Below are 26,967 nucleotides of genomic sequence, written 5' to 3'. Positions count from 1 at the left end.
CTCCAGCAGCCTAAAGTGCTTAAGTAGCACTTCATAACAGATGGGACTTTCCTCCATTGGTCGGCTCATCACCAGATAGTTAAACGTCACCTTAGAATGCCGGCTAGTTGGACCAACTTCTTCAGCGGCAGTGTATGCATACTGTAGTGGCCAACTGTGTCCGGACAGTAAGTTAAGTTTTTCTTCCGCTTTTGCGGGCGGTACTCCGTCATTGTGTTGGTGGGGACACTCCCAGTTGTAGTAAGTCATCAGGTAATGGCTGATGTCTCGGCCTGCTTCTGTGATAGAGGTGTAACCGAGAGAGGGTATTCACTCTCTTTTCGGACTCCGAATCAGTCTTTCCAATTGGTGCATTATCCCAGCAATTTCCACATCGACTCATGCTCTGGGGCATTCGGTAGCGCCACAACCCTTGGCAGAAATGATGACTGGTATACTGACTGCCTTGATCCGAGTGGAACATAACTCCATTGGGGTTTACTTGCTGCTCCCAAGCCATTTCCAGTGCTTTTATCGTTAGGGTAGCATCTGGTTTCCCTGAGAGGGCGCATCCAACGATACGGCGAGCGTGAAGTCTATAACGGTAGCCACATCGTATTTACAGGTCCATAAGGCCAGGAATTTGAGCCAACAACACCGGGCTATTGATCACCAGCTTTATGCCATTTGGGAGCTCCAATATACCCAGGCTTCCCCTAGTGGCCACAGGAGACTTGATATCCACGGGAACAAAGTCAGGGGTATCAGACACAGGCGTTTGTTCAGATAGTTTACGGTACCAGTAGCGGAACTGGCTGTAGTTTAGGTTGCGCTTACGAGTATAGGAGTGCTTGGATTGAGAGCTTTTATCGTAGGCCCTGACATGACTTTGCCATTGCTGCTGATTCATGGGGCTTCCCTCCGAAGTTGATGGAGGGGGCATCATGCCAGCCTGTCAAAGCAAGTTGAATAATGTGGTTCATGCACCGCTTACCAAACTCAACACTCTAAAATCATATGTTTTTACACTCAATACAGGTGAGAATGTCCTCATACATATGCAACTTTACGCTAATCGTGCTCATCACTTGCTCTCAAGTTGCAATTTCATGAGGACACTAAAAATTTTAAGAATTAATGCTTAAATTAAAACATCAGCATTACGTCTGAATAGGTACACCCCCTTAACTGCCAAATCGAATGATGATGTCGAGGTTCTTATGAAGTTATGCACTTTTTTGATTTTTTTTTCGCTACTCACTGTAAGTTGCACATCTAACCAATCAAGATTGGGATACATACATTCACACTTAAGGGAAATACATCTATACAAAATAGAACACTCAAAAGAGGTACAATTTTTGAAAGATATGATCATGCTAGAATGCTTGCATAAAGAAAAAGAAAAAAATTCAGCCAAATTATCTGCAGAGAAAATGTCTTTACTAGCTTTGGATGGTGTAGTTACACTTGAATTAGGTTCCGAAGGAAAAATCTTGTCTGGGGTATTACATAGTGCTAACAAACATTTCTATAAAAATAAATCTAGCTGTATAAATAAAGTATCTAAAGGCCATCACCTCCCTAGTTCAGGTGGTATCAAGTTCATAGATATTAGCTTTTGACAGTTTTTATAGAGTTATAACCAATTCTGATGTTTGAGGGTTTGAAAAAAAGCAGCGTATCTGGTTAATTTGTTGTCGCCAAACAGTCAACCAACCAAGAGTACGTCTCTATGGATAAGAATGCTGACCCACTGACATAACTGCTACGCCGGTGGGCACAAGAGCTGTTGCATAGGGGCAGAGCTGTCGACCTTCATAGAGGACTTACAAGATCGCTGCCTGGACGACGGCCGTGCGGCTGTAGTCCGTAATGGTTACTTGCCGGAACACGATATACAGACCGGGGTCGAGTCCGGTGAAGATCAAGGTACCGAAAGTCCGAAGTAAGGACGGCGAGCCGGTAAACTTCCATTCTGCTTTGGTGCCGCCTTACGTACGCAAAGCCCGCTCGCTGGAGGCGGCTCTGCCGTGGCTATACCTGAACGTGTGAGAGTGAGGAAGCACTGTCGATATTGGTCGGTCTGGAAGCGAAGGGCCTATCGACCAGCACCGTGGCTCGCCTGAAAGGACAGTGGAAAAGTGAATATGATGCTTGGCGAAGTAAACAATTAGATAAAGATCACTGGGTGTATATCTGGGTAGACGGCATATACAGCGGCTTGCGCTCGGAATAAAACAAGCTCTGCGCGCTGGTTGTCATTGGTGTGGATGAGTGTGGAGAAAAACACTTTCTGGCATTGAGGATGGAGTATGTGAATCAACGCTTAGCTGGAAAGGTGTATTGGAAAGCTGAAAGACACGGCATGAACGCCCCAGAGCTGGCGATTGGCGATGGTGCCAGGGCTGGAAGAGCCCCTTCCATAAACGCCCCAACAGCCAATCAGAGCGCAGCTTGATCAGGCTTATTGAACACCAGAATTGACAATAACTCTAAAATAACTAACCAAAAAAACAGGGGGTGCAAAAGAGCTTTCTCTTTTGCACCCCCTGTTTTTTCATTTCACCGGATAGCTTTTACCCGGCTTTCACTCCGTTAAGCAGACACGGGCTCCGCGCTGGGCTGCCGATCCAGTGTCTGTGCGGTACTCTCCCCGGTATCAGTCACCTCCGTAGGCTTCACTTTATGGAAAACTGCATAGAATACTGGCACCGCAATCAGTGTTAGCACTGTTGCGAAACCCAAACCACCCATAATTGTCACTGCCATATCGGCAAAAAATGCATCAAATAACAGTGGTGACATACCAAGAATGGTTGTTACTGCGGCAAGGAACACCGGACGCAAACGACTGACACTGGCTCGCTGAATTGCGGTTAGACGCGGCAGGCCGGCTTCGGTCTGCACCTCGATCTCATCCACCAACACCACTGCATTTTTAATCAACATTCCAGACAAGCTCAATACACCCAGCAGTGACATAAAGCCAAAGGGTAATCCTGTCAGCAGCAGACCGACCACCACACCCACCAGGGACATGGGGACCACCAACCAGATAATTAGCGGCTCGCGCACAGTGCCAAACAACAGGATAGAGACCAGGATCATGATCAGGAAGCCGAGGGGCAACCCTTTACCCAGGGACTTCTGCGCATCCGTAGAGCTTTCATATTCTCCACCGAACTCAATATGGTAACCCGGCGGCAGGGGCATATTTTCAATTCCCGCTCGAATACGGTTAAAGGCAGCCATAGCTGTGATCCCTTCAGGTGCCTCCGCACTGATAGTAATTGTCGGCACCCGATCCCGACGCTGGATCAACCCTTCTTCAGCGGTAGTCTCAAAATTCGAGACTAGCTGACCGGCCGGAATATACCCCTGCTCATTCGGGCTCCACACCAGACGATCCTGAAGAGACCCAACCTGGTTGCGGTCACCTTCCGGCATACGCGCAACAATCGGGATAATACGATCGCCACTTTCAAAATCCCCTACCCGGTATCCAGCAGTAGCGAACTGAATAGTGCGGCTGATATCCGTATTCGTCACCCCAGCCACACGAGCCCGCTCATTGTCGAGGTGAGCTCGAATAGTGGGTTCCCGGCCACGCCAGTTATGACGAATATCATCCAGGCCATTTTCCCGGAAAAGTTGCTCGGTACCTTCGGCGAGCGCACGCAGGTTATTGAAGTCGTGACCGGAAATACGCACCTCAACATCGGCACCACCGCCGGGTCCAAACACCAAGCGCTTGAAGGTAATGAGGGCTTCCGGCTGAGAACCACGTAACTCTGTTTTAGCCCGCTCTATCAGGCCTGAAATCTGTTCACGGTTTTCTGTGCGCACAATCAGCTGGCCATAAGCAGAATTTGGTGGCTCGGGGGCATAGGTCAACATAAAGCGATCTGCACCACTACCGGCAACCGCTGTAACTGACACCACTTCATCCTGTTCCAACAAAAAGTCCGTAGCTTTTTGCAGTGCATTCTCGGTGCGATTGATATCACTGCCTTGGGGCAGGAGGTAATTCACATAAAAGAGTGGAGCGTTAGAGTTGGGGAAGAAACCCTGTTTTACAAACCCAAAGCCGAAGTAACTGACCAGAGTCACCACCACCAGCAAGGTAATAGTACGCCCACGGCGATTCAGCGCACCGGACAAAACTCCGGAATACATACGATAGAAACGACCGCTGTAGGGATCATGATTTTCAGCATCCTTACCTGGCTTGAACAGGTGATAACCCAGATAAGGCGTAATGGTAATTGCCAGGATCCAGCTAAGCAGAAGGGAGATGCCAATTACAGCAAACAGAGAGAAGAGGAACTCACCGGTTGCGTCATCGGAAAGCCCAATACCGGAGAAGGCCATGATCCCGATAATAGTTGCGCCGAGAAGCGGCCAGAAAGTCTGCCTTACCACTCTGCGAGCAGCGTTTTGTGGAGCCTCTTTTTTCTGCACTCCCATTAGCATGCCTTCGGCCACAACAATAGCGTTATCCACCAGCATGCCCATGGCAATAATCAGGGCGCCCAGAGATATACGCTGCAGGTTCAGGCCGAACAAGTTCATGATCAGCACAGTTCCAAGTACAGTCAGCCCCAGCACTACACCTACAACCACGCCGGAGCGCCAGCCCATAAACACACAGAGTACCAGGGTAACGATTACTACCGAGCCAATCAGGTTGAAGAGGAAGCCGTTAACACTTTCCTCAACAACTTTATGCTGCTCATAAACCGGCTGGATTTCAACCCCGAGAGGCAGGCCCGTTTTAATCTCGTTGAGCTTGGCTTCCACTGCCATTCCCACATTAACAATATTGGTATTCTCAGCTCCAGCCACACCAATTAAAATAGCCTGTTTACCATTAAATCGCGCAATAAAGTTTGGATTTTCATCATAACCGAGGGATACATCAGCAATATCACGCACCGCCAGCATTGCAGTAGAACCCGGTACACCCACGAGGATATTCTGCACGGATTCCAGGTCGCTGGCTGGGTTGTCCACTACAATACGGGTTCGAAGATCCTGCCCCTCTATTTCACCAACGCGCTGGGTAGAGCTTTCCGTCTGCAGTACCTGGGCCAGATCATCAAGGGAGAAACCGAATTGTGCCAGGCGGGATTCAACAATATCCAGGTATGCCACTTCATCGATAACACCGGAGCGGGAGACCTTTGCCACACCCTCAACACCCAGTAATTCACGGCGAATTGCCTTGGTAATTTCACGCATTTCTGTCAGTGAAAAGCCATCACCCGTCACCGCATAGTAAATGCCATAAACTTCACCGAAGTCATCATTGACCACAGACTGCATGGCACCACTTGGCAGTTCACGCTGAGCATCGTTAACTTTACGGCGCAATTCATCCCAAACCTGGGCCAACTCCTCAGAGGCATACTGGTCTTTGATCTGTACACGAATTTCCGACATCCCTGGGCTGGAAGTCGAGGTCACCTTATCCAGCTGTCCCATTTGTTGAATAGCAACTTCCAGCTTCTCAGTCACCTCCTCCTCGACCCGCTGGGCACTGGCTCCCGGATAGAGGGTAAACACACGAGCCTCTTTAATAGTAAAGGCAGGGTCCTCCAGGCGGCCAATATCTGACAGTGCCCAGATTCCTCCTACCAAGCAAATCAGCATCAGTAACCAGCTGTACACCGGGCGCTGGATAAATACATCAGAAATTTTCACAATATTTTCCCACTCTTACCAAGGCCAGAGATCAAACGGAGTTTAACGCTGCGCATAGTTGCGTACTTTCGCACCGTCATACAGGTGCTGGCCTCCTGCGGCTACCAGCTTCATCACCGGTGTCAACCCGTCGGTGATTTGCACCGCTTTTCCATTCGTTATGCCGAGAACCACCTCGACCTTGGATACTGACTGATCCTCATTGATCTGCCATACATAGGGCTTACCCCCTGCACCAGTCTGCACAGCGGCCAGTGGAATCCAGAAATCACCAGTGGCCTCTTTCAGCTTTACGTTAACTCTCGCCGTCATTCCTGGAAGGATCTGCACATTTTCAGGGCGCGGCATTCCCAGCTCGACAACATAGGTCTGGGTAACACTATCGGCTTCGGCCTGGTGTTCTCGGTATTTAAGCGCAAAAGTTTTTCCTGGCAGGAATTCAAATTCAGCAGTAACTGAACTGATCTGGTTTTCATTTACCGTTGCCAGTAATTTCTCCGGCACAGAAATCTGGATACGCACTTCAGAAATATTCTGCAAACGTACAATGGCCTGACCGGGTTGCACATTGGTGTAGTTTTCTACCAGCTGGCGGGTTGCCAAAGCATCAAAGGGTACTCGCAACTGGGTGTAAGCAAGGTCCTGCTCGGCTTTTTCCAAAGTTACTTTTGCCAGGTCAAAGTTACTCTCTGTCTCATCCAGCTGCTGCTGGGAAATCACTTTAGAACCCGCCAGAGAACGCTGACGTTTTAGGGTTTTTTCCAGCAGGCCAACGTTTACCCGCGCCTCCTTTACCCTGCGTCGATAATCTCGATCATCCAGTTCCGCAATCAGGGTCCCCCTAGGGATAATTTCCCCTTCGCGGATATTCAACTTGTCTAATTTTCCTCCAACCTGAAAGGAAAGGTCCACACTCTGCACCGCCTTTACGCGACCTGCAAACTGGCGATCCGCGGCTTCAGCAACATTGGTCACAGTGGCCACCTTAACCGGCCATAGGTGCTCAACCTGCTGTTCATCCGCTTCAGAGCCGGAGCAACCCGCAAGAGCCGCCACTGAAGCCAACAGCAGGGCCAAGGAGAAACGAGAATTTACCGACAATTTCATATTCGTCATCCACAAAATTATTTAACTGAAGATCAGGTAATCAGGTGAGATCTGCTGAAAGCATCAACAATCTTTCACGCAAACGGGCGAGCAGCGGGTCTCCAGGCTCTATTACACCCAGCACGCGGCCAAGAAACATCCCTTGAGCCGCAAGAATCAGTAACTGCGCCAACTCAGGATCGGCATAGGTCTCGGAGATCTCACTGCGTAGTTCATCCTCTTTGACCTTGACAGGCTCAAGCAGGGCGGGGTCCTCGGCTACCGCAGCGATCAGTGAGCGCGGCAAGCCCTCATCATCTTCCATCAGCTCAAAAATGGAATTAAGACGTGATACCAATAAGTCATCGCCAGCCGCAGCGAAGGTTTCAGCATTGGCATCTTCCCTGGCTATCGCAGCTTCCAACATGGCCTTCAAAAGTGACTGCTTAGTACCGAAGTGGTGGATAAGCCCGCCCTTACTCAAACCGCATTGTGCTGCGACCGCATCCAGCGTTAGCTTGCGCGCACCTTTTTCCCTTACCACCTCTTCCGCTGCGCGGACTATGGCAGTCTTATCGACTCTCGACACATGACCTCCCAGGTATCACCAATCAAACCAACCGGCTGGTCGGTATCTTAACGCTAACCTGGAAAACGTCAAGCTATGCTACCCTCTGCCACCGTCAAGCAAGGTTAAAAAGTGTTTACAATGCCCATGATGACCATCTGGACATCCTCTGCGACACGGACTGGAGTAATATATGACGGATCAGCCCTGCCCCTGTGGCTCGGGAAGAACATTCAAAACCTGCTGTAACCTTTACCTGTCGGGCAAGGCCTACCCGAAAACGGCAGAATACTTAATGCGTAGTCGCTACAGTGCCTATGCGATGGGTAACTTGCCATACCTGCGCAAGACATGGCATCCAGAAACCTGTCCGGATCTTGATAAGGATGATCTGGAGACTCAGTGGACACGCCTTGAGGTTATAAAAAGCAAACCAGGGCTGAAAAAATCAGTGGTGGAATTTAAGGCATGGTATATGGAGAATGATCAGGAGCATGTGATACATGAAATATCCCTATTCAAACTCTATAAAAAACGTTGGGTTTACCTGGAACCTCTAGCCAACTGGCCCCAATCAGCATTGAACTGACGCTTAAATAGACAGAGAGAAGAGGTCTGGGAGAGCTCGGAAAATATCAGTAGAGGTCCAGGTATCACAGGAGCTATTCGGCTCCCGCACCTCCCTCAACATCTTTTGTTTACCTTTAAAACGAACGCCAGATTTAGCTTTTACATGGGCACCACCCTTTTTTAATAGAGGATTACGCACAACATAGTTGCGCGGCTTGTCACTTTTCTTAGAAGTAAATTTTTTCATAGCAATTGACCTTGCTGAAGCAACAAAAAAAGCCGAGGAAACTCGGCAGGTAAATAAGCTGGCAATTTAAACCCCACACTAACTGAGCCCTTAAGGCCGTTAATTCTCCCAGCACCCCACAGAACGACAGCCAGCCGGGGCTATCCTTTCATGCAAATCACTTGGCGCAGTGTATTTACCACATCAATCAGGTCCGACTGACTATCCATCACCTGATCAATACCTTTATAGGCCGCAGGTATCTCATCGATCATGCCTTTATCCTTTCTGCACTCTACACCGTGAGTGTGGACCTCAAGATCACTGCGGGTAAATCGCTGACGGGTCACTGAAGGACTCATTTTACGCTTCGCACCGTGTGCACATGAACAAAACGACGCGCCACCCCCCCTCGCACAATAATCGACTTCGCCCCCCATAGAGCCGGAAATTATTCCTATCTGATCCTTTCTGGCACTGATAGCACCCTTGCGGATAACATAAACATCCCGCTTATAATGCCGCTCTCACACCACGTAATTATGATGACAATTAATAGCCTCAGACATTAATGTAAATTTTGGCAAGTGAGCTTTAAAGCAATTCAGCACCAGCCTCATCCTTTTTTGCCGATTTAACCTGGAGCACTCCTGAGCCCAGTTTACCGCCTCAATATAATCATCAAAGTGAGGGTTCCCCCCAGAACAATAAGAGAGATCTTTATCCAGCATATTATGCATACGACCCGCCATATCCCTACGAGCCAGCTGGATAAAGTGCTGACCAATTGCATTGCCAATGGCTCGACTGCCAGAGTGCAGTATCACCCGAACCGCATTACTCTCATCCAGGAAAATTTCAATAGAATGATTACCCCCATCGAGGGTACCGACCTGGGTAACCCAGGTTTTCTGTGGCTGGCGCAATTTTTTCAAAAGCCCAGGGTATTTCTCAAACAACCTATCCACACCGGGAGCTAAAAGTTTGCAGGCAGATTCCCTGGCACTGATCATCTTATGACGACCCGGTCCAATGGGTACTTTCACCTCAATGGCCTCCCGCAATGCTTTTAGGTTGTCAGGTAACTGATGGGCATGTAATGAAGTTTGCACTGCATTCATCCCGCAGCCAATATCCACTCTCACAGCCGATGAAATTACGGCGCTCAGCGTCGAAATTACCGATCCAACTACCGCCCCATTGCCTAACTGTACATTCAGCATTGCCACCAAATGAGAATGTACAATCGGCAACTGAGCGATATTTTTAAGCTGCTGCAAAGCATCTGGTTCAACTTCATCAGCGTATATCTTTACCGGTACACTTCCTGATCTTGCACTTTTATGAAGCACAATTTTTACAGGCATAAAGAGTCCTTGGTTTAATCCAATAACTAATTAACAGCCTCTCAAAACCTCAAATGAAAAAGCCCCGGTGAATACCAGGGCTCTAAAGAATTCTGGCTTGAAAAGCTCAATCACTTTTCAAGCAAGCGCACATGAAAAGCGATCAAATAAACTGGTTGTTAATATCCACATTTTGCATTTCATGGCTCCTTCGTGGCTGCGATCCACGATCAAAAGATTAGACTCGATAAAATATTAAGTCCCAAATCACTTATCTAAGCGATCCTTGAAACTATATGCGCAGTTTATGCACTATTTGAGGCTTGTCAATACTAATTCAGTGAAATAAATAGGAAATATTTCTCTTTCGGGATCAGTAATAAGCCAGCTGCCCATTTTTTGAATGCAATACTTACCCTCCAACAATACAATGCCCTCCCTAGAAAGTGACGAATCTGAACACCGACGGATGAATAACGAACCGAAAATTATTTTTGAAGATGATCAGCTTCTGGCAGCCTACAAGCCAGAAGGCTGGCTGGTACATCGCTCAGAGATAGATCGCTATGAAAATCGAATCCTGCTGCAATACCTGAGAGACCTGTGTGGACAATATCTATACCCCGTGCACAGACTCGACAAGCCCACATCCGGAGTAATCATCTTTGGTAAGAGTGGCGAAATTGCCGCCCAATTGCAGCGGCAGCTGGAGAGCGATAATTCTGTCAAGAAATACCTCGCCGTCTGTCGTGGGCACTGTCTAGAACAGGGTTTTATCGATTATCCTCTACCTCCGGTCGCAGATTTCAAACACCAACGCAAACGGCCCAGAGCCGAACTGCCACGCCAGCCAGCAATCACTCTTTATCGCCGACTGGACACCATCGAGCTACCCTATGAAGTAGATAAATACCCCACAAGCCGTTACTCCCTGGTTGAAATTCAATTAAAAACAGGCCGCCGCCACCAGATCCGCAGACATTTCAAACATCTCCACCATCCACTTATCGGCTGCCCAAAATATGGCAAGTCTTCACATAATCGCTTTTTTGCCCAACAGTTTGGCATTGAAAGATTGCTATTACATGCGATTCAACTTGAAATTAATCACCCAATTATGGAGAAAAGACTAACAATAAACTCAACGCCCAAGGGGAATTTTTTAGAATTAATAGAAAAGCTAAAATGGGACGACCATTTCAGAAAAAGTGAAAGCAAGAGCTAGTTTTCAGTCTATAGCCAGGATTCCTAAAGATGAAAGCTTATTCTGCATAGACCGTACAGGGTATTATTTCTCTTCAGGCAATCAATCTGAATTATCCTGCCCAGCTTGCTCCTCAGCTCCTTTGGCACGCTTGCCGAAAAAACCTTTTCTCTCTTCCAGGGTTTCAGGCAACGGCCTTAAAAAATGTTTTAACTTATCCTTCTCCCACATTGCATCCTGATACCCAAGCTCTATCAACTCCTCAATATATGGTCTTTCAAAGAGCAGATAGCTAGCAGCGGAAACACCACCACCGGAACTGGTCGCACCGGTAGACCGGAATAACCAACGTAAAGCAGGGGGAAGAAATTGGAGTTTTTGCCCACCCAGGCGAGCGAGGCTTTGTGAGGGTTCGATCACTACAGATTCAACTGGGCGCAAAGGCGCCAAATCTGAATACTTTTCCTTCTCCACAGAGTCCAACAAGTTGTTGACTCTGTCCATATGTTCCAAATCCCCTTCGAGACTGTCAATAAAAGCCGCATTGAACCATTGAGCGGCAATCTGGGCCATTGAGGGGGAATGCATTTGCCTGTCAGTGCGCCGGCTCCCCCAATGCACAGGGGAGCGGTTATCTGATACACCGACAATAAACACTCGCTTGGCACCGAGGTGTAGCGCCGGGCTAATCGGTGCCATCTGGCGTATGGCACCGTCACAAAAATAGCTATCTTCTATTTTTACGGCAGGGAAGATAGCCGGGATAGCTGCCGACGCCAGTAGGTGGTCTACGGTCAATTCAGTGGGCACACCAAACCGCCTGAAGCGCTGCCAACTATCCACGCCTTCGGCAGCCTGAAAAAAGCTGACTGATTCACCCTCACTAAAAGAGAGCGCATTAATACAGGTGGCATGTAAATGACCGGCATCAATATTCTTTTGAATATTCTCAAATTCAATAACTTCATTCAGCAATTTACGCAGTGGTGTGTTATCGAGCAATGCCAGGGGTTTTTGCCGCCCCACCCCTTGGTTAAGTAACGAGCGACTGATCGAGAATAAATTCCCTATAAGGCTGCGCCAACTGGTGCGATACACCCGCTCTACACTGAGGTTCATCCAGACAGAGCACATACTGTCAATGGCCTCTTTAAAGGTACCGGGATGGGAGGCCAGCATCATTGCATTCATCGCACCCGCAGACGTTCCACAGATAATTTTAAAAGGGCGAGGGTTATCGTCTGGAACCACCTCAGCCAGGGCTTTCAACACACCCGCCTGATATGCCGCACGGGCACCGCCGCCGGAGAGAACCAGCGCACTATTTTCCCCGGGCAATGAAGACTCGCTGTTACCTTTAGACAATGTGCTCTTCCAACAAAAACATACCGCAAATAGCAGTAGCCACTACAAAGACTATTGCAACAAAAGCAGACAAACAAATGTTATTGCTTATATACAATCCGAAAATCAGTCAGCTAAAAAGATAAAAATATATATTTATTATTTCAATAAGTTTAGCCATCTATAAAGACATATTCACGACATAGCGACCAATACCATGTCCGCGGTGAAGGCGGGCAAGAAACTCGGGGGTCTGCTCCAAAGAAATATCTTCAGCGATCATGCTGAGTTTGTCGCCGATATACCACTCATTTGAAAGCTGACGCCAGACTGCAATTTTTTTCCCAATTGGCAACTCAACGCTATCGACTCCCAATAGGCTTATGCCGCGCAATATAAAAGGAAATACATTGGCATGAAATTGTGCCCCAGCGGCCATTCCGCAGGCCGCAACACCGCCACCATAGGCGAGCGATTTGATCACATTAAAAAGCGTTTCACCACCGACAGTATCAACTGCCCAGGCCCAAAGGGGTTTTGCCATGGCTTTACTGGCAAATGGAGCAAGAGTATCTCTATCGAGGACTTTCCAGGCCCCCAATTCAGTCAGAAAATCAGCGGCTTCCAACTTGCCGGTCACCGCCGCGACGCGAAAGCCCAGTTTGGCTAAAAGCGCCACAGCAATTGAACCAACTCCGCCTGTAGCACCGGTTACTAATACTTCACCATCTTCAGGAACCGCACCGGATTCAAGGAGCTTCTCGATACATAGCGCCGCAGTGAGACCCGCCGTTCCCAGGGCCATTGACTCCCTCGCAGTCAATCCCTGTGGGAGTGGCAATGCCCACCCTGGAGGAATAGCGACCATTTCCGCCAATCCTCCAGGAGCATTCATGCCCAAATCATAGCCAGTGACCAATAGTTCGGTACCCGCTTTAAAAGTTCCGCTGCGGTCCTCAAGCACTTTGCCTACCGCATCAATTCCGGGTGTATGAGGATACACCCTGGTAATGCTGCGATTACCAAAAGCAGACATTGCATCTTTGAAATTCAGTGAAGAGTGGGAAACTGAGAGCAGCAGAGGGTTGTCCGGCAGGTCAGTAACCTGCCGTTTTACTAATAACTGATCGAATTTACCCGGGGCAACTTCTTCCACCCGAATAGCCCGGAAACTTTCATCCTTGAAATTGTTCATTTGAAAATTTCCTATCTCCAGGCGTTTCCGGTTCAGCCAAAATCACCAAACTATTGTGCGTGATGTCGCCACGCAGCCAGTTTTGAAAATAAACGTGTCATCGCAGACTCTACTCCCGCCTCGGCAGCCAGACCCATTTTTTTGGCAATATTTTTCTTTTCCTTGTACTCCACCTGGTAAAGGTCAGCACTTTCCGCCCAGTGGGTCAGGTATTCATCAGAGGTCTTAAGTTCATCAACAAGCCCCAGTGACAGAGCTTTCTGGCCAAACCAGACCTCTCCTGTCGCCACCTTGGCAATATCCAGACCGGGGCGGTATTCACCGACGAAGTGTTGGAAAAGCACATGTATCTCTTCCAAATCACTCTGGAACTTCTCACGCCCCTCTGCGGTATTTTCCCCGAACATGGTTACCGTGCGCTTGTACTCTCCGGCCGTAAACAGCTCATAGTCGACATCGTGGCGCTTGAGCAGGCGGTTGAAATTGGGTAATTGTGCAAGCACACCGATTGAACCCAACATCGCAAAGGGCGCGGCGAGTATCCGATCGGCCACACACGCCATCATGTAGCCACCACTGGCCGCCACTTTATCTACCGCGATGGTAAGCTGTATACCTGCACTGCGCACACGTGCCAATTGGCTGGCCGCGAGACCATAGTTGGCCACCATGCCACCAGGGCTCTCAAGACAGAGCAGTACCTCATCACCAGCTTTAGCAACCTGTAAAATAGCCGTAATCTCTTCTCGCAAGTGAGAGAGGGCACTGGCTTTAATGTCACCATTAAAATGCATCACAAAAATACGCTTGCGCTCACCAGAGTGCTTTACAGGGTTTTTATCTGCACTTTCTTCTGCCTGGGGCTCTGCATCACCTGCAGCTGCCTTTTGGCCATCTGAATCTTTTACAGCTTTCTGTTTTGCCTCAGCCTTATGCTTTTTCACTAAGGCCTTTTCTTCCGCTTTTTTATCCTTGGCAATTTTTTTCCTAAGCTGGGCGAATTCATGTTTCTCCATTACCGCTTCCAGCAAAGTATCCTTAAACTGCTCATAGCGGTCATTCAAACGCGTTACACTGATATGCCCTTGCACACGCTCTTTCAACTGTTCACGATTGGCAAAAATAAAGCCTATCAGGACCATCAGGGCCACAATTACAGTTACAATTTTCGCCAGGAACAGGCCGTATTCAATTAAAAATTCCACTTACACTCCAAATTGCTACCTGCAATTTTAAAAATATTTATTAGCTTATTTCCAACCATCCAATGCGGAGGTCGCCTGCTGGTTCAATGGTCTCGCCAACAACCCGCTGTGACTGATACGCACATCGTACACAGCTCCATCCTCCATTGGCAAAAACGTTGCACTGCCATAAACAGCGTCGACAAAAGGCAGGTTTTTATCCAGACCTCGCACAAATCGCCAAATATCCACTCCATAGTTAGTAGCGTCAATCTGGTGAACAGAACGCTCCCTGACCCGCTCATCCTGCAGGGTGAGGTAGCGTCCACTGAGCCGGTCTAACCGGTATGCCGGTTGGACGCCCCAGCGCGCCAAGTACCCTTGCCATTTCAACAGCCGGGCATCGAGCTGCCACTGGTCACCACGCAGTTCAAATTTCTGGGAAATACCATCGGCATCGGAGAATTTAACTTCAAACTGCTGCTCAGCTATTTTTTGAAAAGAGACGATGCCAACACTGTGCTCCTCAGCCAAATTGCGGTAGCTAAATACATCGGCCGCCACCAGAACTATCCATAAGGCCAAACCGAAAAAGATCAAGCCCAGCGAACCGCGTAGGAACCCCATTAGCCAACTTCCACCCAGCAATACCCGAGCGCCCCAGAAAACCAGCAATAACGCCATTATGGCGATCAGAAAGGTAATTGCGATATACATTATTTTTTCATCTCCATACTTCGCACCCGGACCACGAAAAAAAACTTATGGCCACACCCCAGTCGCTACTTGCTCAGAAAACGTGTAGATCAACTGTCCAGATAGGGTTTGCACTGGAGGAATTTCCGGTAACGAACGATAGTGAAACCACTTTGCTTCCTCAATTTCATTGGGATCGGGACACAGCTCACCACCCTGCCATTCAGCCAGGTATCCCAACATCAGCTGGCCGGGGAATGGCCAGGGCTGGCTGCCAATATATTGCATCCTGCCCACTTCCAGTCCAACTTCCTCGCGAACTTCGCGCTTGAGCGCCAACTCGGCACTCTCGCCCGGCTCAATAAATCCCGCCAGCGCGGTGTAAGTTATATTCCTGCGGTTGGCGTGGCGAGCGAGGAGGCATTCCTCCCCTCGGGTTACAAGCATAATTACGCAGGGAGAGATTCGCGGGTAAACTGTCAATTGGCAATTCGAGCAGCTTCTGGCACGGTCAATAGAGTGGTAATGCGTAGCCGTACCACAACGGCCACAGAAACGGTGGTCACGATCCCAGTATGCTACTTGCAGCGCCCGACCAGCAAGAGCGAACAGGTGCTCCTCTGTAGAAGTCAGTAAACTACGCAGGTTGCGCCAATCATGTCCACGGACATCCAATTGACGGGACAACACGCGAACACCACAGCTACGCCCACCCAACTCTCCAAGGTAGTGACTGGAAACCACAGCCTCAGCCAGTAGCAGATCCACCTCGTGAATAAACTGATCTCCACTGCAGAGTACTAACCCCTCCGCCACAATAATTTGTTGGGAAAATTCGGGGGCCGCCCATACATTTGCAGCGGGCTCAAAGCGATCTACCAAAAGAACCTCCTTTCAGCCTAAGCCGTTTCAACGGGGTAGCCAAGTGCGGCCAAACTCTCCACAGCAAGGTTCAGGGACTGCACATCCGCCTGGCGATGCAGTTTTACCTCTCCGAGGTAATACTCAAGACTGATAATGGCATCAGCAAAGATATCCAGTGACTGCTCGACATCGGGAGCTGCATCGTGACGATCAACCACTGTTTCAACAAAGTTGAGCAACCCCTCAACTACCGAAGCTGCACGTCGCAGGTTCAGTACGATCAATCCTCCACGCACAGAGTTGAGGGTAGTGGAGACATTCCGGATGTGGCCGTGGTCAAAACCTGAATCGGCGTAAGCGGCAAGGGCCCGTTTAATCAGCGCCAGGCCTGCTTCCGCCTCCTTGAGTACCGCAACTTCAGCTTCGGCCAGTTGGCTGTGCTCAAAGGCGATATCTGCATGACCATATTCATCGAGATCAATCGTCGTACTCTGCTTTAATGCACGCACAGTGCTGTCAACCATCAGCACCTGGCCGGTAAGCTTCTGTAGTGCTGAATCGGCAACAGAGCCACCGGCGCCCGCCGCACTCTGATACTCAGCCACAGCATTGCGAAGGCTCTCGCCCACGCGTTTGAAGTTCAACATTTGCAAAGTACCGGCAACCCGTCCCAGGGCGCTGGCCAGGCCATCATTATCATCAACATCGGAAATACCGATCAGCTCGATATCATCCAACATCCTCCGCACACCGGTTAACTCCTCATCCAGTGCACTGGCAACAGCGGAAATAGCAGTAGCACCGGGACCGCCAAGGCTCGCCCGCTCCCGCTCCAGTTCCTCTTCGGTATATTCGAGGGACTCCGCTGAAAAGACATCGAGGAGTTTGGTTCCGGCTTCAGCGGGCCCAGAGAGGGCGAGCCAATAAATACACTCTTTTAACAGAATTGGGGGTGCAGGCTGATCCAGGGCTGTATCACATTCTTTTTGCAGGGCGCGCAACCAGCGGTCGAACATGCTAAACACCATGACCCGGGAGCGACTGATACGCATCTCACACGCGGCCATACCAGTTAGGGCTGCACCAGCCACGACCCATAAGCGTCCGTTCGGGCGCCCCGAAGTGATACTGGCAATTCGCTCCAAGGCTCGAGCCATCATGGTAAAAGCCGGGCCCCGGGGTTTACCACGCAATAACGCCAATAGGCCAACTTGGTACATATGACGGAATCTGCGGACAAAGCTGCGCAGGTCCTCTGACATTACTGCCGATGCCCCCATGCCGGGAATCGAAGCATCCAGGTTACAGCGAAAGAAGTGGCTTTCGGGCACCGGTGGCTGAGAGCGAGCGGCTCTGAGGTTGTTGATAAAAGGGATGAGTAGCTCTGGTCTGGCTATTGCCCGACTCTGCACAAAATCGAGATAACGGCCCAGCACATAAAAGCCGGTACCCAGGGCCTCCAATAGTTCCTCTGTGGCCTGCTGACGCCCTTCCAGCACTTCGGTTAAAGCTGTAATTTTTTCCTGGGCAAGCAGTTCACCAGCATGAAGCTGCACCATTTGCAGAACGCCGCTAACTTGCCTGAGAGCAGCCAAGCATTGCTCCAGCGACTGCTTCTGGGTGGTATCTGCTGTAAATTTGTCCAAGTGAGAGGTAGCACTATCTATTGCTACTACCAGCTCATCCTTGACCACATTGACAGAAGTGATGTTGATCTTGCGCAATTCACTCTTTGCCTGCACCGCTGCACTCTTCCTGTAACCGAACAAAAAACAACCAAAGCAATAAGCTCTGGTTAGGTAAAGGGCAATTTATACCAATAGAGGAAAGAGTCCACCTTTCCGCAAATAAATTCCACCGAATATTCGACAAATCCCGCTCTACTCCCGCTGAACCCCTAAATTACTTGAATTTTCCAGAAAACCCAGTAGCGTTTGCTACTTTCAAGTGTACCGGTGTGCACTTTTTTTGCGCTTGCGCACAAAAAACAATCAACCCTAAGGGCTGAACGCAAAGGAAGGAAAGAACGCGGCTGGGGCTCCCCCGATAATGCCGTACAGGGCAGGGAAAACCCGACACTCCAATTTGACCCGAATACTGGGTTAACCAGGGAAGTAAATGATGAACACTTACAACAATGCACTTACGGCTTCGGGTAGCGGTTTTGGCCGGGCTTTTGCCGATAATTTTCTCGGCGAGGCCCCAGACTGGTACAAGCTGACAATAGCTGCCTTTCTTCTTTTAAATCCACTAATACTTTACGTTAGTGGACCGTTTATAACCGGCTGGGTACTCATTGGAGAATTCATTTTCACCCTGGCAATGGCACTGAAGTGCTACCCGCTTCAGCCGGGAGGACTACTCGCGATCGAAGCAGTACTGATGGGAATGACCAGCACTGATGCTGTCTATCATGAAGTAGTCGAAAATATTGAAGTTATCCTGCTGCTGATGTTTATGGTAGCCGGGATCTATTTTATGAAGAGCCTGCTGCTCTTTGTATTTACCAAGATCCTGATTAACGTGAATTCAAAAAGCATGCTGTCACTGCTTTTTTGTGCAGTCGCTGCCGTGCTCTCGGCATTCCTTGATGCACTAACAGTAACCGCCGTTTTGATTGCGGTTGCAGTGGGTTTTTACTCGGTCTATCACCGGGTTGCCTCCCAACAGCCTCATCACCACCATGATCACGACCACTCCAATGATGAACATGTGGTGGAATATCACCGTGAGGACCTCGATCAGTTCCGCGCTTATCTTCGCAGCCTGATTATGCACGGGGCCGTGGGAACGGCTCTGGGGGGCGTATGCACACTGGTTGGTGAACCTCAAAACCTGTTGATTGCCGAGAAAGCTGGCTGGGAGTTTCTTCAATTTTTCCTGCAAATGGCTCCTGTCACCATCCCCACTCTGTTTGCAGGGCTTATTACCTGCGTAATCCTGGAGAAAACCAAAATTTTGGGTTACGGAGCCCAGCTGCCTCACGCAGTGCGTGAAGTGCTGTTAAATTACTCCAGAGAAGAAGAGAAAAAGCGCACCTCTGCACAGGTAGCAGAGCTCTGGGTGCAGGGTATCGTTGCCCTTTTACTCGTATTCGCCCTGGCCTTCCATGTAGCCGAGGTCGGCATTATTGGCCTGATGATCATTGTGCTCCTGACCTCCTTTAACGGTATTGTTCAGGAAGCTCGCATTGGCCATGCCTTTGAAGAGGCCCTGCCTTTCACCGCCCTGCTGGTAGTATTTTTTGCCATTGTCGCGGTAATTCACCAACAGCACCTTTTTGAGCCTGTAACCCACTTTGTACTATCACAAAAACTGGAGCACCAGCCTGGGTTACTGTTTCTGGCCAATGGTATTCTGTCCATGATCAGTGACAATGTGTTCGTGGCTACTGTGTATATCAACGAGGTAAAAGCTGCACTGACTGCTGGCGATATTACCCGGGAGCACTTTGATAAGCTGGCGATAGCGATTAATACAGGTACCAATCTGCCGAGTGTCGCCACTCCCAATGGCCAAGCAGCCTTCTTGTTTCTGTTGACGTCTGCGCTGGCTCCGCTGATTCGCTTATCCTACGGGCGCATGGTGGTGATGGCTATTCCATACACCATCGTACTCAGTATTGTTGCTTTGATTTGTGTCGTCTACGCGATATAAGATAACTGGAAGGGGCTTGTAGGGTAGGCTCCCACTGTAAGGGCCCGCAAAGAGTGACCTAAAAGCTGATCAACACCTAAGAAAAAAGCCGGCATTGCCGGCTTTTTTCTTACCAAAAATGCTTCCCTGAGGATTTTTCCAGCAGGGCCAGCATGGATTGGTGGGCCTCCAGTTCCTTAGTATCTGCCTGGACGACTAGCAGGGGCTCACGACCTGCAGGGAGCCTGCGAATGGCTGTCGAGGCCGCTTCACTCTGCCCCGTCTCCCCTTCCTCCTGATTTTGCGTATCCCCACCCTGTGCCAGCACCAGATCAGTCTGACCGCCGGTCATCATCAAATAGACGTCGGCGAGAATCTCCGCATCCAGTAGTGCACCATGCAAGTCGCGCTGGGAATTATCGACAAAATAGCGCTTGCACAGAGCATCCAGGTTATTTTTCTGGCCTGGATGTTTTTCACGGGCCAAAGCCAGGGTATCCAGTACCGTGCAATGAGCAGCCACGTTTTTCCAGCGCGGATTACCCAGCAGTTTCAGCTCAGAATTGATGAAGCCGACATCGAAGGGGGCATTGTGGATAACCAGCTCGGCCCCTTCGCAGAAATCCATAAACTCATCAGCAACCCGTGCAAAGACCGGCTTGTCGGTGAGGAATTCGTTAGTGATGCCATGAACTTCGATAGCACCATCATCTACCTGCCGTTGCGGGTTGATATATTGGTGGTAATGGCGCCCGGTAAGCTTACGATTAACCAGTTCCACACAGCCAATTTCGATAATCCGGTGGCCACTCTTCGGATCAAGGCCAGTTGTTTCCGTATCGAGGACGACTTGACGCATTCTCTACACTCCCTCAGGACTCCAGCTCATCTATACCGCGATTGGCTAACTGGTCCGCTCGCTCATTACCCGGGTGGCCGGCATGCCCCTTAACCCAATGCCACTCTACTTGGTGCCGGGCAACGCTCTCATCCAGCAGGCGCCAAAGATCAGCATTCTTAACCGGCTTCTTACTGGCAGTCTTCCAGCCGTTTTTCTTCCAGTTGTTAATCCAACCGGTAATACCCTGACGCAAGTATTGGGAATCGGTGTGTAGATCAACCTGGCATGGCTGTTTCAATGCCTCCAGGGCCTGAATCGCTGCCATCAGCTCCATCCGGTTATTAGTGGTGTGAGACTCGCCACCACACAATTCTTTCTCCAGGTCACCAAAGACCAGAAGAGCCCCCCAGCCGCCGGGGCCTGGGTTGCCACGGCAGGCACCATCGGTATAGATAGTTATTTGTTTCAAAATCAACGCCAAAAAATTAGGGAAGTAACCGATTCACGAAAAGAAAGTTGAAGATCAGTGTTTCTGATACTTGTTCCGCGCCGCAACCCGGGGACTCGTGGGTGTGGCCACCAAGGCGGGTTTTCGTTCAGTGCGCCAGTTAATTTTTATGGTGCGCACACGCGCCACCTCTTTGCGCGCGACTATGATGTAAAAGCCCCCCAAGGCAAGCGCCAGCGGGAGCCCAGATGCTCCATCCACGCGGTTTTAGCGAGTAGCTCGCGCTGCTGCAGGGGCAACCGAAAGAACCCGCGGTGAACCCGGTCCGCCTGTAAATCCAGTAGGTTCATCCAATCGGCAACCCGAGCCGCGCGCATTTGGTTGCCCCTCTGGTAGGCACCGCGGGAGAACAGTAACCTCGACAAACCAAGAAGGGAAAAAGGGTTAAAGCCCATTAGTAACATATGACCCCCGGGTATCAGCACCCGAGCGGCCTCCCGCAAGACCTGGTGTGGATGTGCAGAAAAGTCCAGCAAGTGATGCAGCAGAACAACATCAATAGATTCAGACGGAAGAGGCAAGTTCTCCAGTTCCACCTGTGCCGCCCCTTTCTGCTCTGGGCAAGTAGCAAGACGAAAGCGATGATTGATACGACTGGAGGCAGCAAAATCTACAGCGTCTGTAACCCCTGCCTGCAGTAGGTGATAGCCAAAAAAGCCATCCACCAATGGCTGGGTAAGCGCCAACTGCTGGGACAGGATTTCCTGTCCCAAACTACTGGAAAACCAGTGAGATAGCGCCGGACAGGCCTTTGCCAGTGACGGCGGATCCGAGTCACTCCGTGACTTGAACTTATCAGTCATTCAATCTCCCATTGGAAACCAGCAAAACCAGCGCTTAAAGCCACCCAGTGTGGGTTTTGACTGCAAAACCCCTGATCTTAACAAGATAAGGTGGCGTTATTTGCCATGTGCTAAATCGGGCCAACCGAAAGCGCTTTCAGCACACTACCACTCTGGTTACATGGTATCGTTTCCAGCCCCAGATGGCAGGCAGGATTAACATGCTTTCAATAACACCTATCCCCGCACTCAATGATAACTATATCTGGCACCTTACAAATGGTGATGAGCACTGGATTGTCGATCCAGGGGAAGCTGCTCCTGTAGTCCAGGCGCTCCAGGGAGCCTCACTGGATGGCATCTTGATCACCCACCACCATTTTGACCACACTGGCGGCATAGCAGAGTTACATAAGCGCTACCAATGCCCGGTTTTTGGGCCCAACTCAGTCAGAGAGGTAACAAATACCATCGGTGAGGGGGACAGCATTCAGGTTCTCGGAACCCCCATAAGGGTCTGGAGCATTCCCGGGCACACCCTGGATCATCTTGCACTAATCCTCAGTGAGCAAGAGACCGATGGTAATACGCAAATCCATCTCTTCTGCGGCGACACCCTATTTGCCGCTGGCTGTGGGCGCTTATTTGAGGGCAGCCCCGAACAGATGTTCCATTCTCTGCAACGGCTCAGCGCCTTACCTCCCACAACGAGGGTTTACTGTGCCCATGAATACACAGTTGGCAACCTCAACTTTGCCAGAACTATTGAGCCGGACAACTCTGCAATAACTCAGAGACTGCAGGATTGCCAAGCGCTCAGGGCTGCCGGTAAGCCGACACTGCCATCTGATATCGCCGAAGAGCAGGCGACCAATCCCTTCCTGCGCTGCCATATTACCGAGGTTATGCAGAGTGGTGCGCGACACTTGGGTCGTGAAAACCCCAAAGGCCTGAACGAAGTTGAAGTATTTTCAAGCCTTCGCGACCTGAAAGACCACTTCTGACAAAGTGACCTCGGCTAGAATCCTGTAACAATCAACGGTAAAAGAGCTGTCTATATTTTATACGGTTACGTTGACCGAAACTATTCCAGCTATTTAGAATCCTATGGCTAGGATCTAATACTCAGTGTCAGCATAAAATAAGCGCCAAAGCGCGACCTGAGTCGGGAATTAAAAGAAATACTCGCGGATACCAATCATGGTTCATAAGAATTTTGCCGTGGCGCTTTTAGCTGCCACGGTTGGGGCTTGCTCTCAATTGCCGAATAAAGGCACTACGCCCGAGAGCGAAACTACCCAAGCAAAAGAAACCACAACTGCGAGTAGCGTTGCTGCCTCTACTCCCAAACCAAAAGAGGAAACCCTTCCTCCAACAGATATCTGGGAGCGCCTGCGTCGCGGTTTTCGCCTAAACCACCACGTCGATAATGCGAAAGTCCAGGACTACATTGCCTATTTTTCACGCAATGAAGGCTATATGGCACGCGTAAGCGAGCGCTCGCGTCGCTATATATTCCATGTAGTCGAGGAGTTGGAACAAGCAAACTTACCTCTCGAACTCGCTCTACTGCCAATCGTTGAGAGCGCGTACGACCCCTTTGCCTATTCCCATGCGCGAGCTTCCGGCATGTGGCAATTTATCCCCTCTACCGGCCGCTCATTCGGCTTGCAACAAAACTGGTGGTATGACGGTCGCCGTGACGTGCATGAATCGACTCAGGCAGCAGTTAAATACTTCAAATACCTGACAGAGCGTTTTGACGGTGACTGGGAGCTGGCCTTGGCCGCCTACAATGCCGGTGAAGGCACCGTGCGCAGAGCTGTGGAGCGCAACCGCCGCAAGGGCCTGGGTACCAGCTTCTGGGAGCTAAAACTGCCGAGAGAAACCAAACGGTATCTACCGCAACTACTCGCATTGGCGGAAGTTGTTTCACGCCCCGACTTTTATAAAGTGCCACTGCACAATGTCGCCAACGAACCTTACTACGCCCTCGTCAATGTCGGCAGCCAAATTGATATGGCACAGGCCGCGGAGCTGGCCGAGATTGAAATCGATGAGCTCTACCTACTCAACCCGGGTTATAACCGCTGGGCCACTGACCCCAACGGCAGTCACCAGTTACTGATTCCTATCGGAAACCAAGAGGTATTCCAAGCCGCACTCGAGAAACTACCCGAAGACCAGCGGGTAACTTGGCAACGATATACCATCAGCCGCGGGGATACCCTCTCAACTATCGCGCGACGCTATCAGACGACAGTCAACGCTATCCGCGAAGCCAATAAGCTTCGCAATAATAATATTCGTGCCGGTAAGACCCTGCTGATTCCAAGCTCCTCCGGCCCCGCCGGACAGTATGCCTACGCATTGGATCAGCGCGTCAAGGGAGGTCAACCTTCCGGGCGGGGACAGAAAACCAGCTACACGGTGAAGCCTGGAGACAGCCTCTGGGCCATCGCTCGTAAAATGAAGGTGAGTGTTAAGCAACTGGCCAGCTGGAATAGCATGGCTCCCGGTGACACCCTGCGTCCTGGTCGTACACTGGTCGCTTTTGCCGGAAGTAACCCTGGTGGTGATAGCCGCACCACACGCAAGGTGTCTTACAAGGTCAGAAGTGGCGACTCCCTGTACCGAATTGCAAATAAGTTCAGTATTGAAATTGATGATATCTTACGCTGGAACAAAATCACAAAAGCGAAGTACTTACAGCCCGGCCAGCGCCTGACATTATTTGTCGATAGCGCAGGTAACAGTTAGTACATCACTTTTGGCTCAATAAAAAACCCGGCAGTTGCCGGGTTTTTTATTGTACTACTGGCCTGAGTTATTCACTCTGTGGGGTCAGTTCAACTTGAGCCTGATCGGACAGGAAGCGCTGAATAGCAGCCAGCTCGGCACCTCCATTTACAGAGGCCAGCTGCTGCATTAACGCTTGGCGCTGCTCTTTACTCTGCTGTGACAGGTTGCCCTCTCGTACATCGCGTAAAGCCAGAACAACCTGGTCGCCATTACTGGTGGCAAACACCGACAACTCCCCTGAACCCGCAGCAGGCACTGGCAGCGTGAAAGCCTTGTTGTTAATTTCTCCACGCTCACCAAAACCGCCACGGCGAGTCTTCTCACTGGTTTCCAGGGTTAACCCCTGTTCTTCTGCAAGCTTGGCGAAATCTTCTCCTGCAGCTAATTTTCCTTTCAGGGCTTCGGCCTGTTTGGCTAGCTGCTCACTGGCTTTATCGCGTTTCAGTTGCTCAACAATCTGCTCACGAACTTCCGCCAGCGGATAAGTGCCAGCCTCTTTCGATTCAGTGACACGCAAAACCACAGAGTGTTCGTTAGTGAGATTGAGCACATCCGAGGTATTACCATCTTCCTTCACTTCGGCAGAGAAGGCTGATTCAACTACCTGGCTATTAGCCAAGACACCGGCGCCACTGCTTCGGGAGAAAAGACCACTGGTTTTGAGTGGTACACCGAGTTCCTCTGCCGGGCCGGCGAGATTGTCGGCATTGTAGGCTAAATCCGCAAGGCGGCTCAGGGCATCAACAAATTCGCTCTCAGCAGCTGCCGCGCGCAACTGCCCTTCAATTGCTCCCTTGCGCTCTTCAAAAGTCGGCGGCTCACTTTGCTCCACTTCCAGTAGCTTGATAAAGTGAGTACCGCTATCGGTAGTCACAGGTGTGGACACCTGACCAACCTCTAAGGATGCCAAGGCCTCTTCAAACGCCTGCGGAAACACATCTCCGGTAGTAAATCCAAGATCACCACCCTCTTCCCGGGAACCGACATCTTCCGAATAAGTCTTGGCTAATTCGGCAAAGTCTTCACCCGCATTGAGCTTGGACTGAATCTCTTCGATCTTCGTTTGATCTGCATCTTCCAGCAGGATATGAGCTGCACGGCGGCGCAGGTCGGAGCCAAAGCTCTTTACTTCCTGGTTGTACTGGGAGCGCACATCCTCCTCAGAAATATCGATGTTGGCAGCAAACACCTCAGGAGTCAGCTCGATATACTCAACGGCCACCTGCTCGGGGCGCTGGTATTTTCCCTGATTCTCCTGATAAAACTGTTCAACTTCCGCATCACCGACTTCAGTTGAGGCAAGCAGTTCCTGTACCGGCATCACCACATAGTTGAAGTCGCGCTCCTCCATTGAAGCGGCGACAACCTGCTCAGCATCCGCCCTGGTGGTGAAAGCACTTTCGGTAACACTGTCCGCGTATTGCTGCAGGGCCAGGTCACTTTCAATGATTTGGGGGAAGTTGGCAGTGCTGTAGCCCATACGACGCAGGGCATCGCGATACAGCTGAGCGTCGAATGTACCATTCACCTGGAAGGCTGGAATATCGGTAATTGCCTTATTGACCGCCGCGGTGCTCATGACCATTCCACTCTCTTGAGCAGCCTGGCGCATCACCGAGCTGGAAATCAGCTGGCGCAACACGGGTTCACGCAATTGCTCATCACTGATCAGGTCAGCAGGGACATTTTCCCCATACTGACTCATGATCATGCTGCGGCGATTTTGGATCGCTCGCTGTAAATCCAGGTTGGTGATCTTTTCACCATTGACCTCGGCAACCGCATCGGCGGCACCACCACTGGCCCCGGAGAAAAAATCGATTCCCCCAATGACCATAATGAACCCAAAGAAAGCTGCGACAATAATCGCTGCCGTCCCTTTCAGGTTATCGCGCATGGACTGAAGCATGCTCAGCTCCGAATTTGACTCTAATTATTTTCTGTTACCAGATACAAAAAAGGCGCATCCAAACTGACACGCCTCCTTATAGCTTCGAATCTTTTACAAGGTCTCGAAGTTCACCGAAAAACTTAATTTACGGCGTCTTTCAGGGCTTTACCGGCCTTGAAGTTAGGAATTTTTGCCGCGGCGATTTCAATGGGGTCGCCAGTGCGAGGGTTGCGGCCTGTGCGGGCTGCGCGCTCTTTCACTGCAAAAGTACCAAAACCTACCAAGGCAACCTGATCGCCTTTTTTAAGCGCATCAGTAATGCTATCAACCATTGCGTCCAAAGCACGGCCAGCTGCTGCTTTCGGAATATCTGCAGATGCGGCAATTGCTTCAATCAATTCGGACTTATTCACGCTTAATCCCTCTGTTCTTTTTAAATATGTTCAGGACGCCCTCAGGCTAGGCATCCATAGTTGTAACTTTTTAACCACCGGCAATTTAGGCGCCGGGCAATAAGCCCCGTTTTATACCAACTGCCC

General features: G+C 50.1%; 23 protein-coding genes and 2 pseudogenes. 7 read left to right on the top strand and 18 right to left on the bottom strand.

Annotated features, from left to right (window positions below):
- Positions 1–153 precede the first annotated feature (153 nt).
- Positions 154–574: pseudogene (locus GL2_RS14655) on the bottom strand (DDE-type integrase/transposase/recombinase); the annotation flags it as partial.
- A 24-nt stretch (positions 575–598) separates the two neighbouring features.
- The gene (locus GL2_RS14650; protein WP_143731346.1) at positions 599–889 is read right to left on the bottom strand and encodes a hypothetical protein; all 291 of its coding nucleotides are present in this window, start codon (positions 887–889) and stop codon (positions 599–601) included.
- A 451-nt stretch (positions 890–1,340) separates the two neighbouring features.
- Here GL2_RS14650 and GL2_RS14645 point away from each other — a divergent pair, with 451 nt between their 5' ends.
- Both GL2_RS14645 and GL2_RS21540 read left to right on the top strand, forming a co-directional pair.
- Positions 1,341–1,604, top strand: coding sequence for a hypothetical protein (locus GL2_RS14645; RefSeq protein ID WP_143731345.1), 264 nt, complete (start codon positions 1,341–1,343; stop codon positions 1,602–1,604).
- 692 nt (positions 1,605–2,296) lie between these two features.
- Complete coding sequence (locus tag GL2_RS21540) at positions 2,297–2,440, top strand: hypothetical protein (protein ID WP_172621164.1); 144 nt, start codon at positions 2,297–2,299, stop codon at positions 2,438–2,440.
- 137 nt (positions 2,441–2,577) lie between these two features.
- Here the strand turns inward: GL2_RS21540 and GL2_RS14635 are convergent, their stop codons facing one another.
- The 3 genes from GL2_RS14635 to GL2_RS14625 are packed head-to-tail and all read right to left on the bottom strand — an operon-like array spanning position 2,578 to position 7,360.
- Entirely contained in the window at positions 2,578–5,685 is a 3,108-nt protein-coding gene (locus GL2_RS14635; protein WP_143731344.1) for an efflux RND transporter permease subunit, read from the bottom strand.
- Positions 5,686–5,727: 42 nt separating this feature from the next.
- Positions 5,728–6,792, bottom strand: a complete 1,065-nt coding sequence (locus GL2_RS14630; RefSeq protein ID WP_172621163.1) for an efflux RND transporter periplasmic adaptor subunit — start codon at positions 6,790–6,792, stop codon at positions 5,728–5,730.
- 40 nt (positions 6,793–6,832) lie between these two features.
- Entirely contained in the window at positions 6,833–7,360 is a 528-nt protein-coding gene (locus GL2_RS14625; protein WP_172621162.1) for a TetR/AcrR family transcriptional regulator, read from the bottom strand.
- Positions 7,361–7,532: 172 nt separating this feature from the next.
- On the opposite strand from GL2_RS14625, the gene GL2_RS14620 reads away from it, so the two are divergent.
- Complete coding sequence (locus GL2_RS14620) at positions 7,533–7,928, top strand: YchJ family protein (protein ID WP_143731341.1); 396 nt, start codon at positions 7,533–7,535, stop codon at positions 7,926–7,928.
- Between the two features lie 3 nt (positions 7,929–7,931).
- Here GL2_RS14620 and GL2_RS14615 read toward each other — a convergent pair whose 3' ends face one another.
- Together GL2_RS14615 and GL2_RS14610 are read right to left on the bottom strand one after the other, a co-directional pair.
- On the bottom strand, positions 7,932–8,156 hold the full coding sequence (locus GL2_RS14615; protein ID WP_143731340.1) for a hypothetical protein: 225 nt from the start codon (positions 8,154–8,156) through the stop codon (positions 7,932–7,934).
- A 140-nt stretch (positions 8,157–8,296) separates the two neighbouring features.
- Positions 8,297–9,358, bottom strand: a pseudogene (locus GL2_RS14610) (RtcB family protein).
- 592 nt (positions 9,359–9,950) lie between these two features.
- Here GL2_RS14610 and GL2_RS14605 point away from each other — a divergent pair.
- Positions 9,951–10,706: a pseudouridine synthase gene (locus GL2_RS14605; RefSeq protein ID WP_143731339.1), complete on the top strand. Its 756-nt coding sequence runs from the start codon at positions 9,951–9,953 to the stop codon at positions 10,704–10,706.
- Between the two features lie 81 nt (positions 10,707–10,787).
- On the opposite strand, the gene GL2_RS14600 is transcribed toward GL2_RS14605, so the two are convergent.
- The 6 genes from GL2_RS14600 to GL2_RS14575 form a co-directional block, all read right to left on the bottom strand.
- Positions 10,788–12,050: a patatin-like phospholipase family protein gene (locus tag GL2_RS14600; RefSeq protein WP_143731338.1), complete on the bottom strand. Its 1,263-nt coding sequence runs from the start codon at positions 12,048–12,050 to the stop codon at positions 10,788–10,790.
- A gap of 160 nt (positions 12,051–12,210) precedes the next feature.
- Positions 12,211–13,224, bottom strand: coding sequence for a YhdH/YhfP family quinone oxidoreductase (locus GL2_RS14595; RefSeq protein WP_143731337.1), 1,014 nt, complete (start codon positions 13,222–13,224; stop codon positions 12,211–12,213).
- Positions 13,225–13,274: 50 nt separating this feature from the next.
- Positions 13,275–14,429, bottom strand: a complete 1,155-nt coding sequence (gene sohB, locus GL2_RS14590; protein WP_143731336.1) for a protease SohB — start codon at positions 14,427–14,429, stop codon at positions 13,275–13,277.
- A 45-nt stretch (positions 14,430–14,474) separates the two neighbouring features.
- Positions 14,475–15,125 (bottom strand): cation/multidrug efflux pump, encoded by a 651-nt coding sequence (locus GL2_RS14585; protein WP_143731335.1) that lies wholly within the window; start codon positions 15,123–15,125, stop codon positions 14,475–14,477.
- 45 nt (positions 15,126–15,170) lie between these two features.
- Complete coding sequence (gene nudC / locus GL2_RS14580; RefSeq protein ID WP_143731334.1) at positions 15,171–15,986, bottom strand: NAD(+) diphosphatase; 816 nt, start codon at positions 15,984–15,986, stop codon at positions 15,171–15,173.
- 17 nt (positions 15,987–16,003) lie between these two features.
- On the bottom strand, positions 16,004–17,710 hold the full coding sequence (locus tag GL2_RS14575) for a hypothetical protein (protein ID WP_143731333.1): 1,707 nt from the start codon (positions 17,708–17,710) through the stop codon (positions 16,004–16,006).
- A gap of 379 nt (positions 17,711–18,089) precedes the next feature.
- Here GL2_RS14575 and nhaB point away from each other — a divergent pair, with 379 nt between their 5' ends.
- Positions 18,090–19,625, top strand: coding sequence for a sodium/proton antiporter NhaB (nhaB, locus tag GL2_RS14570; protein WP_143732910.1), 1,536 nt, complete (start codon positions 18,090–18,092; stop codon positions 19,623–19,625).
- A 109-nt stretch (positions 19,626–19,734) separates the two neighbouring features.
- Here the strand turns inward: nhaB and dnaQ are convergent, their stop codons facing one another.
- From dnaQ to GL2_RS14555, 3 genes are all read right to left on the bottom strand, one after another.
- Positions 19,735–20,463 (bottom strand): DNA polymerase III subunit epsilon, encoded by a 729-nt coding sequence (gene dnaQ, locus GL2_RS14565; RefSeq protein ID WP_143731332.1) that lies wholly within the window; start codon positions 20,461–20,463, stop codon positions 19,735–19,737.
- A gap of 13 nt (positions 20,464–20,476) precedes the next feature.
- Entirely contained in the window at positions 20,477–20,914 is a 438-nt protein-coding gene (rnhA, locus tag GL2_RS14560; protein WP_172621161.1) for a ribonuclease HI, read from the bottom strand.
- Positions 20,915–21,096: 182 nt separating this feature from the next.
- Positions 21,097–21,756 carry a class I SAM-dependent methyltransferase gene (locus GL2_RS14555; protein ID WP_232053631.1) on the bottom strand — a complete coding sequence of 220 codons (660 nt, stop codon included), beginning with the start codon at positions 21,754–21,756 and terminating at the stop codon, positions 21,097–21,099.
- A 200-nt stretch (positions 21,757–21,956) separates the two neighbouring features.
- Between GL2_RS14555 and gloB the strand changes: the two genes are divergently transcribed.
- Both gloB and GL2_RS14545 read left to right on the top strand, forming a co-directional pair.
- Positions 21,957–22,739, top strand: coding sequence for a hydroxyacylglutathione hydrolase (gloB, locus tag GL2_RS14550; RefSeq protein WP_143731331.1), 783 nt, complete (start codon positions 21,957–21,959; stop codon positions 22,737–22,739).
- 196 nt (positions 22,740–22,935) lie between these two features.
- Complete coding sequence (locus GL2_RS14545) at positions 22,936–24,495, top strand: LysM peptidoglycan-binding domain-containing protein (RefSeq protein WP_143731330.1); 1,560 nt, start codon at positions 22,936–22,938, stop codon at positions 24,493–24,495.
- A 67-nt stretch (positions 24,496–24,562) separates the two neighbouring features.
- Here GL2_RS14545 and GL2_RS14540 read toward each other — a convergent pair whose 3' ends face one another.
- Together GL2_RS14540 and GL2_RS14535 are read right to left on the bottom strand one after the other, a co-directional pair.
- Positions 24,563–26,446, bottom strand: a complete 1,884-nt coding sequence (locus GL2_RS14540) for a SurA N-terminal domain-containing protein (protein WP_143731329.1) — start codon at positions 26,444–26,446, stop codon at positions 24,563–24,565.
- A 122-nt stretch (positions 26,447–26,568) separates the two neighbouring features.
- The gene (locus GL2_RS14535) at positions 26,569–26,841 is read right to left on the bottom strand and encodes an HU family DNA-binding protein (RefSeq protein ID WP_010132873.1); all 273 of its coding nucleotides are present in this window, start codon (positions 26,839–26,841) and stop codon (positions 26,569–26,571) included.
- Positions 26,842–26,967: the final 126 nt, after the last annotated feature.

The sequence above is a fragment of the Microbulbifer sp. GL-2 genome (genome assembly GCF_007183175.1).
GTDB lineage: Bacteria > Pseudomonadota > Gammaproteobacteria > Pseudomonadales > Cellvibrionaceae > Microbulbifer.
The sequence above is the reverse complement of the archived record's forward strand: the minus strand, read 5'-3'. Positions and strand labels throughout refer to the sequence as shown.

Bases quoted from the DNA above. Each gene is read 5' to 3' on its own strand.
- GL2_RS14650 (WP_143731346.1), bottom strand. From the start codon at position 889: ATGAATCAGCAGCAATGGCAAAGTCATGTCAGGGCCTACGATAAAAGC.
- GL2_RS14630 (WP_172621163.1), bottom strand. From the start codon at position 6,792: ATGAAATTGTCGGTAAATTCTCGTTTCTCCTTGGCCCTGCTGTTGGCT.
- GL2_RS14620 (WP_143731341.1), top strand. From the start codon at position 7,533: ATGACGGATCAGCCCTGCCCCTGTGGCTCGGGAAGAACATTCAAAACC.
- GL2_RS14615 (WP_143731340.1), bottom strand. From the start codon at position 8,156: ATGAAAAAATTTACTTCTAAGAAAAGTGACAAGCCGCGCAACTATGTT.
- GL2_RS14605 (WP_143731339.1), top strand. From the start codon at position 9,951: ATGAATAACGAACCGAAAATTATTTTTGAAGATGATCAGCTTCTGGCA.
- GL2_RS14595 (WP_143731337.1), bottom strand. From the start codon at position 13,224: ATGAACAATTTCAAGGATGAAAGTTTCCGGGCTATTCGGGTGGAAGAA.
- GL2_RS14585 (WP_143731335.1), bottom strand. From the start codon at position 15,125: ATGTATATCGCAATTACCTTTCTGATCGCCATAATGGCGTTATTGCTG.
- nhaB (WP_143732910.1), top strand. From the start codon at position 18,090: ATGAACACTTACAACAATGCACTTACGGCTTCGGGTAGCGGTTTTGGC.
- dnaQ (WP_143731332.1), bottom strand. From the start codon at position 20,463: ATGCGTCAAGTCGTCCTCGATACGGAAACAACTGGCCTTGATCCGAAG.
- GL2_RS14555 (WP_232053631.1), bottom strand. From the start codon at position 21,756: ATGACTGATAAGTTCAAGTCACGGAGTGACTCGGATCCGCCGTCACTG.
- gloB (WP_143731331.1), top strand. From the start codon at position 21,957: ATGCTTTCAATAACACCTATCCCCGCACTCAATGATAACTATATCTGG.
- GL2_RS14545 (WP_143731330.1), top strand. From the start codon at position 22,936: ATGGTTCATAAGAATTTTGCCGTGGCGCTTTTAGCTGCCACGGTTGGG.
- GL2_RS14540 (WP_143731329.1), bottom strand. From the start codon at position 26,446: ATGCTTCAGTCCATGCGCGATAACCTGAAAGGGACGGCAGCGATTATT.